Annotated in this window: 8 protein-coding genes; 5 read left to right on the top strand and 3 right to left on the bottom strand. The window is 49.1% G+C overall.

Annotated elements, in window-relative coordinates:
* From BWK47_RS17400 to BWK47_RS10060, 5 genes are all read left to right on the top strand, one after another.
* Positions 1-216 (top strand): hypothetical protein (locus BWK47_RS17400; RefSeq protein WP_204250402.1); only part of this gene is annotated, 216 nt, incomplete at its 5' end.
* A gap of 49 nt (positions 217-265) precedes the next feature.
* Complete coding sequence (locus tag BWK47_RS10075; RefSeq protein WP_010873195.1) at positions 266-421, top strand: ribbon-helix-helix domain-containing protein; 156 nt, start codon at positions 266-268, stop codon at positions 419-421.
* A 66-nt stretch (positions 422-487) separates the two neighbouring features.
* Positions 488-724 (top strand): DUF3134 domain-containing protein, encoded by a 237-nt coding sequence (locus BWK47_RS10070; RefSeq protein WP_010873194.1) that lies wholly within the window; start codon positions 488-490, stop codon positions 722-724.
* 41 nt (positions 725-765) lie between these two features.
* On the top strand, positions 766-1,650 hold the full coding sequence (locus BWK47_RS10065) for an S-methyl-5'-thioadenosine phosphorylase (protein WP_162328533.1): 885 nt from the start codon (positions 766-768) through the stop codon (positions 1,648-1,650).
* Between the two features lie 82 nt (positions 1,651-1,732).
* Complete coding sequence (locus BWK47_RS10060) at positions 1,733-3,058, top strand: aminopeptidase P N-terminal domain-containing protein (RefSeq protein WP_162328532.1); 1,326 nt, start codon at positions 1,733-1,735, stop codon at positions 3,056-3,058.
* Between the two features lie 210 nt (positions 3,059-3,268).
* On the opposite strand, the gene BWK47_RS10055 is transcribed toward BWK47_RS10060, so the two are convergent.
* The 3 genes from BWK47_RS10055 to BWK47_RS10045 all read right to left on the bottom strand — a co-directional run bounded on the left by BWK47_RS10055 (position 3,269) and on the right by BWK47_RS10045 (position 6,269).
* Complete coding sequence (locus tag BWK47_RS10055; protein WP_028948479.1) at positions 3,269-3,877, bottom strand: ATP-dependent Clp protease proteolytic subunit; 609 nt, start codon at positions 3,875-3,877, stop codon at positions 3,269-3,271.
* 99 nt (positions 3,878-3,976) lie between these two features.
* Positions 3,977-4,654 (bottom strand): ATP-dependent Clp protease proteolytic subunit, encoded by a 678-nt coding sequence (locus tag BWK47_RS10050; RefSeq protein ID WP_010873190.1) that lies wholly within the window; start codon positions 4,652-4,654, stop codon positions 3,977-3,979.
* A 400-nt stretch (positions 4,655-5,054) separates the two neighbouring features.
* A complete protein-coding gene (locus tag BWK47_RS10045; RefSeq protein ID WP_162328531.1) occupies positions 5,055-6,269 on the bottom strand; it encodes a type II secretion system F family protein in 1,215 nt (404 codons plus the stop codon).
* Positions 6,270-6,306: the final 37 nt, after the last annotated feature.

Here is a 6,306-nt window from a genome sequence, read left to right as displayed (position 1 = left end):
CTTCCCCCAGCTTTTTGCTTGGGGGAGATTGGATTCTACCAATTGCCACTGGCTATCACTGATGTCGTTGCTGTAAAATTCTCCCAGTATCATTACGGTGAAAATTCTATATTCTTCACCATTTTTCCCAATTATGCCGACTTTTCAAACACGCTCTTAGGGCAACTTGACCATGTCAAAAGGGAGAGGCGATCGCCTACTGTGATGCCGTGGTAATCCCCTGAAAGTTGCTATGCTGGGGAAAGAGAAGGATCCTGTGAGGGCAATGATTAGAACAAAACCGAAATCCGACAAGGTACTAACAATTCGCTTACCCGAAAAAGATTTGGTTCATTTGGAGCGTTACTGTGCGGCGGAAGGGCGGACTAAAACCGAAGTGTTGCGTCAGCTAATCCGAAATTTACCCACTGTTCCAGACTAGAAGCCCATTTTGCTATAATAATGGGTCGCTCAAGTATAGATAATTCAATAGTTGGCACTAAACACTATGTACAATCCCTCCCTCCGTCGAGAAGCCCGTTACGAGCCGGCGGCAGTTTTGCCCGTTACCCGTGAGCAGTCCCTAATTGACTGGCTAGAAAGTAATAATCGTTTGATTTATCGGGAAATTGAAGAGGGTACCACCAGCAATATGAGTGACGAAGATGTGGACATTGCTGAGTTGATGGATGGGGATGATAATCTCTATGGCGATGACGGCAGTGACGATATGGACGAAGACTAAGCCTGGAAGGGTCAGTTGTTTTATTTAGAAAAAATTCCACCATGGTAAGTGCACCAATTGGCATCATCGGCGGCAGCGGCCTGTATCAAATGGAAGCCCTCAAAAATGTTGAGGAGGTAACCCTTGATACTCCCTTTGGCGCTCCCTCGGACAGTTTCATTGTGGGGGAATTGGCCGGGGTGCGGGTGGCCTTTTTAGCCCGCCATGGTCGGGGACATCACCTTTTGCCCAGTGAGATTCCTTTTCGAGCCAATATCCATGGCATGAAACAGTTGGGGGTGAAATATTTAATCTCCGCCTCAGCAGTGGGTTCTTTGCAAGCAGAAGCAAAACCTTTGGATATGGTCGTTCCGGATCAATTCATTGACCGCACCCGCCAGCGAATCTCCACTTTTTTTGGCGAGGGGATTGTGGCCCACATTGGTTTTGGTAATCCGATTTGCCCTCAGTTAGCCCAGTGTCTCTCTACGGCGATCGCCGGTTTGGAGTTGGAAGGGGTGACGCTCCATGATCAGGGAACCTATGTGTGCATGGAAGGACCAGCCTTTTCCACCATTGCGGAATCGAATTTGTATCGCAGTTGGGGCGGTACTGTCATTGGTATGACCAATTTGCCGGAGGCCAAGCTAGCTAGGGAAGCGGAAATTGCCTACGCTACGTTGGCCCTGGTGACGGACTATGACTGCTGGCACCCAGACCATGACCATGTGACGGTGGAAATGGTGATTGGCAATCTGCAAAAAAATGCGGTCAATGCCCAACAGGTGATTCTGGAAACAGTCAAACAATTGGCGGCCAATCCCTTTGAATCCATTGCCCACAGCGCTTTACAGTATGCGGTGCTAACTCCCCCGGACAAGTTTCCTGCCGCCACCTACGAAAAGTTATCTTTGCTTTTGGGCAAGTATTATCCCCCTGCCCCATGAACCTCCGGTTTGAATCTGGTCGTGCTTTTTTCCCGGCCGGTAAAATGGGGGAATTGACCTTTCACTCGTCTGACTTTTGCCCATGCATCCGGTTGTTAGTTCCGCTGAATATCGTCAACGTCGCGATCGCCTAATGGCCAAGCTAGGCCAGGGGACGGCCATTTTTGCCAGTGCGCCCCAGGCGGTGATGCACAACGATGTGGAATACGTATTTCGTCAAGATAGTGATTTTTATTACCTGACGGGCTTCAATGAACCGGAGGCGATCGCCGTTTTCGCGCCCCACCACGAAGAACATCAATTTATTCTATTTGTGCAACCCAAGGATCCAGCCAAGGAAACCTGGACGGGCATTCGCTACGGTGTGGAGGGGGTTCAATCCAGCTTTGGGGCGGACATTGCTTATCCCATTGGGGAATTGGACGAGCATCTACCAAAATATCTGGAAAAAGCAGATAAAATCCATTACTACCTAGGTCGAGATGAAGCGTTAAACCAAACCATCCTCAAACATTGGCAAAAACAATTGGCCGCCTATCCACGCCAAGGCTATGGTCCCCAAGCTTTAGTTAATTCCCATCCCTTGGTGCATCCCCTACGGCAAGTTAAAAGTGAAACTGAATTAGCCCTGTTGCGGCGGGCCTGTGACCTGTCGGCGATCGCCCATCAACGGGCCATGGAATTTGCTCGGCCGGGACATTACGAATATCAAGTGCAGGCCGAATTGGAAATTATTTTTCGGCGGGAAGGGGGCCTGGGGCCGGCTTATCCTTCCATTGTGGCGGCAGGAAAAAATGCCTGTATTTTGCACTACATCAGCAATGACTGCCCTTTGCAAGATGGGGATTTACTACTCATTGATGCGGGTTGTGCCTACGGTTACTATAACGGTGACATCACCCGTACTTTTCCCATCAACGGTAAATTTAGTCCCGAACAACGCACCCTCTACGAAATTGTTCTAACTGCCCAGGAAGCGGCGATCGCCAAGGTACAGGCGGGCAATCCCTACCACGAATACCATGATGCGGCAGTGTCCGTGATTGTGGACGGGTTGATGGATTTAGGTTTGTTGGTAGGGGATAAGGAGGAAATTATCAAAGAAGAAAAATATAAGCCCTTCTATATGCACCGCACGGGCCATTGGTTGGGTCTTGATGTCCACGATGCAGGCAATTACAAACAGGATAAGGAAACCTGGACAGTGTTGGAGCCAGGGCAAGTGCTCACCGTAGAACCGGGTATTTACATCGCCCCCGATATTAAACCCGCCGAAGGACAACCGGAAGTGCCGGAACAATGGCGGGGTATTGGCATTCGCATTGAGGATGACGTATTGGTCACCGCCCACGGCCCCGATGTGTTAACCAGCGCCGTGCCCAAGGCGATCGCCGACTTAGAACATTGATGGACTAAACCCTGTAAATCTGCTCAAAGTCCCGGCCCGGAAGGGATTCCGGCGGCTGACTCAGGATTCTGACTGAACTCCCTTCTATGATCAATTCCCAGAGCAAAAAAATCTCCCCAGGCTTGTTTTAACCGCAATGGGGAGATGGATCTTATCTTGGAACCTTGCCAGAGGTTTTGCCAAGAAACAATTATTGATTGGGCTATTAGCTTAGTTATTGCCCATGCTGGAGTTTTCAATCACTTTATCGATCAAGCCATAGTCCCTGGCTTCTGCCGCTGATAGGAAATAGTCCCGGTCGGTATCCTTGGCAATTTTTTCCACAGTTTGGCCGGTACGTTGGGCCATAATTTCGTTCAACTGTTGACGAATGCGGAGAATTTCCCTGGCTTCAATGTCAATGTCCGTTGCTTGACGGCGGCCTGTACCGCCCATGGGTTGGTGGATCATAATCCGAGCATGGGGCAGGGCTAACCGTTTTCCTGGTGCCCCGGAGGCTAACAAAAACGCCCCCATGGATGCGGCCAAACCAACGCAAATGGTGATCACCTCTGCCTTGATATATTGCATGGTGTCGTAAATGGCCATACCCGCAGTGACGGAACCACCGGGGGAATTGATATAAAGATAAATCGGCTTACTCGGATCATCGGAATCCAGGTACAACAAAAATGCCACAATCCGATTAGCGATCGAATCATTCACCTCTTGGCCAAGGAAAATAATCCGCTCTTGGCTCAGCCGAGTATAAATATCAATCCACCGTTCATACTGACTGCCGGGAAGACGAAACGGAACACTGGGAACACCTATAGGCATGGGTTTCTACGCTTAAATTTGGGAAGGGAATTTGGCTACATTAAAAAGGTCGGGATTTGACCTAAGGGGGCTTGGTTGGCAGGAAAGAATGGAAACTAACTAAATCACTGCCATTGGTTTAGGCAATTCCGCTGGACTTTCTAACACCCGGTCAATCAGTCCATACTCCTTGGCCTGGGCAGGGGTGAGGTAAAAAGTTCGGTCCATGTCTTTAGCTAACTTTTCCTGGGTTTGGCCAGTGTTGAGGGAAAGAATTTCCAGCATAGTCTGTTTGTTGGAAATCACTTCTTTGGCCCGAATTTGGATATCCGTTGCCTGACCCTGGGCTCCGGTGCGGTTTTGGTTGAGGACAATGGTGGCGTGGGGCAGACTAGCACGGTAACCCTTAGTTCCAGAGGAAAGAATCATGGCGGCGGTGCCCATGGCTTGACCAATGCAAATGGTATGCACCGGGGGCTTGATGTAGTTGAGGGTGTCGCAAATGGCGAAGGCTTCGGTCTCAAAACCCACTGCATCGCCGGTGTACCAGGAAGTGCCAGTGGAGTTGATATAAAAATAGATTGGTTTATCGGGATCGTCGAATTGGAGATAGAGCAGTTGGGCAATAATCAACTGGGTCACATCAATGCCGACCTGTTGCTTGACCTCGTCGGAGGAGAAAAGCGGCATCCCCAAGTAAACGATGCGCTCTTTAAGCAGAAGTGATTCAAGATCCGGCGGCGGCGTTTTGAAAGCCATGTCGCCATAGTAGGAGGATTGAACCGCAGTTATTTCCATGCTGTCAGGTTGGGGTCGATGGATAAAAAGGCGAAACCAGAGGAATGCCTTATTTGCCCGTGGATATTGGTTACGATCATTTTCCTTTAAGTTTAACCTTCTCTGCAAGTTTCCCTAGGGCAAAGCGGCCCCCAGAACGTAATTTCGTCGCCCTTCTCTTGTTTCTGATTGCGAGTTCCCAAGCGTCCCCCGGCAAGGAACGCCCAATGACTAAGCCGTGGTCAAAATTGGCCAGTAATGGTCACAAAAAACGTCGACCTCCTAAGTAATGGTGGCGATCGCCCTGTTGTTTCATGCATTGATCAAAGCAAGTTGTCACAAGCAACCAGAAGAAAGCAGAGCGCTAATACTTTTTTTGTGACGCCCTACTCTCTTCACAACTACAGCGGCAAAAATTGAATTAACCTAACTGATCAAAGATGGCAAACATGGGTAGATACATGGAAAGCAAAATTGTCCCGACCATACCGGCAATCAGCACCATCATAGCTGGTTCTATAATACTAGTCAACGCTTTGACGGTTTGTTCTACTTCGTCTTCATAGAAGTCCGCCACTTTCATCATCATGGCATCCAGTTCCCCCGTTTCTTCCCCAATACTAATCATTTGAATCGCCAAAGAGGGGAAAACCTTACTTTGTTGCAGAGCCAAACTCATCATGCCTCCCTGTTGAATTTCACTAATGGCCCCGGCGATCGCATCGGAAATGACTTTGTTGGGCACAGTGTTGCAAACAATTTCCAAAGACTGGATGATAGGAACCCCAGACCGAGTTAGGGTACCAAATACTCGACAGAACCTCGCCACGGCGGTCTTTTCATTCAGGGGACCAAACAGGGGCAATTTCAGCATCACTCCGTCCACCTGCCTCCGTCCCGTATAGGTGCCGTAATACTTTTTAAAGAGAAAAACAGCGATCACAATGACAAAAACAGGAATAATCGCCATTGGGCTTCTTAAGAAGTTGCTCAAGCCGACCATAAATTTGGTTAAAGCGGGCAGTTCTCCCCCCAGGTCATCAAAAATTCCCGCAAAGACAGGGATGAGGAAGATGGTCATACCGAGAAAAGCCACCACCGCCAGGAAGCCCACTGCCACTGGATAGGCCATGGCGGATTTAATTTGGTTTTGCAGACGGGCCATGTCTTCCAGCAGTTTGGAAAGTCGGTTGAGAACTTCGTCTAAAACCCCCCCCGTTTCCCCTGCTTCCACCATGCTGACGTAGAGGTCATCAAAACATTCGGGATATTTGCCCATGGCTTCAGAAAGGTTAGTGCCCTGTTGCACTTCTCCACTAATACCCGTTAATGCCCTTTTCAGCTTGGGATTAGGACATTGTTCCGACAGCACCCCCAAACAACGAACGATCGCCACACCGGCGTTGATCATGACGGAAAACTGGCGGGAGAAAACCGCTTTGTCCTTGACACTAACGTTGTTAAGTAAATTTTCCAGGAATTCGAGGTTTATTTCCCCTCCGGCTGGCTTAATCGTACCGATCGCCGCGTATTGTTGGCGGAGGATGGTACGAGCCTGTTCTGGACTCATGGCTTCCACCTTGGCTTTGGTGGTTTTACCTTTACGATCTTTAACTTGAGCAACAAACGTAGCCATGGTTAATTGTCTCCGTCACAATTTTACGAGCTTAATA

Source organism: Synechocystis sp. CACIAM 05 (assembly GCF_010222815.1).
Taxonomy (GTDB): Bacteria; Cyanobacteriota; Cyanobacteriia; order Cyanobacteriales; family Microcystaceae; genus Synechocystis.
Note: the sequence above shows the minus strand (reverse complement) of the source record. Positions and strands in the feature narration are given on the sequence as shown.

Excerpts from the sequence above, each read along its gene's own strand:
- BWK47_RS10060 (WP_162328532.1), top strand. The coding sequence starts at position 1,733 with ATGCATCCGGTTGTTAGTTCCGCTGAATATCGTCAACGTCGCGATCGC.
- BWK47_RS10075 (WP_010873195.1), top strand. The coding sequence starts at position 266 with ATGATTAGAACAAAACCGAAATCCGACAAGGTACTAACAATTCGCTTA.
- BWK47_RS10050 (WP_010873190.1), bottom strand. The coding sequence starts at position 4,654 with ATGGAAATAACTGCGGTTCAATCCTCCTACTATGGCGACATGGCTTTC.
- BWK47_RS10070 (WP_010873194.1), top strand. The coding sequence starts at position 488 with ATGTACAATCCCTCCCTCCGTCGAGAAGCCCGTTACGAGCCGGCGGCA.
- BWK47_RS10045 (WP_162328531.1), bottom strand. The coding sequence starts at position 6,269 with ATGGCTACGTTTGTTGCTCAAGTTAAAGATCGTAAAGGTAAAACCACC.
- BWK47_RS10055 (WP_028948479.1), bottom strand. The coding sequence starts at position 3,877 with ATGCCTATAGGTGTTCCCAGTGTTCCGTTTCGTCTTCCCGGCAGTCAG.
- BWK47_RS10065 (WP_162328533.1), top strand. The coding sequence starts at position 766 with ATGGTAAGTGCACCAATTGGCATCATCGGCGGCAGCGGCCTGTATCAA.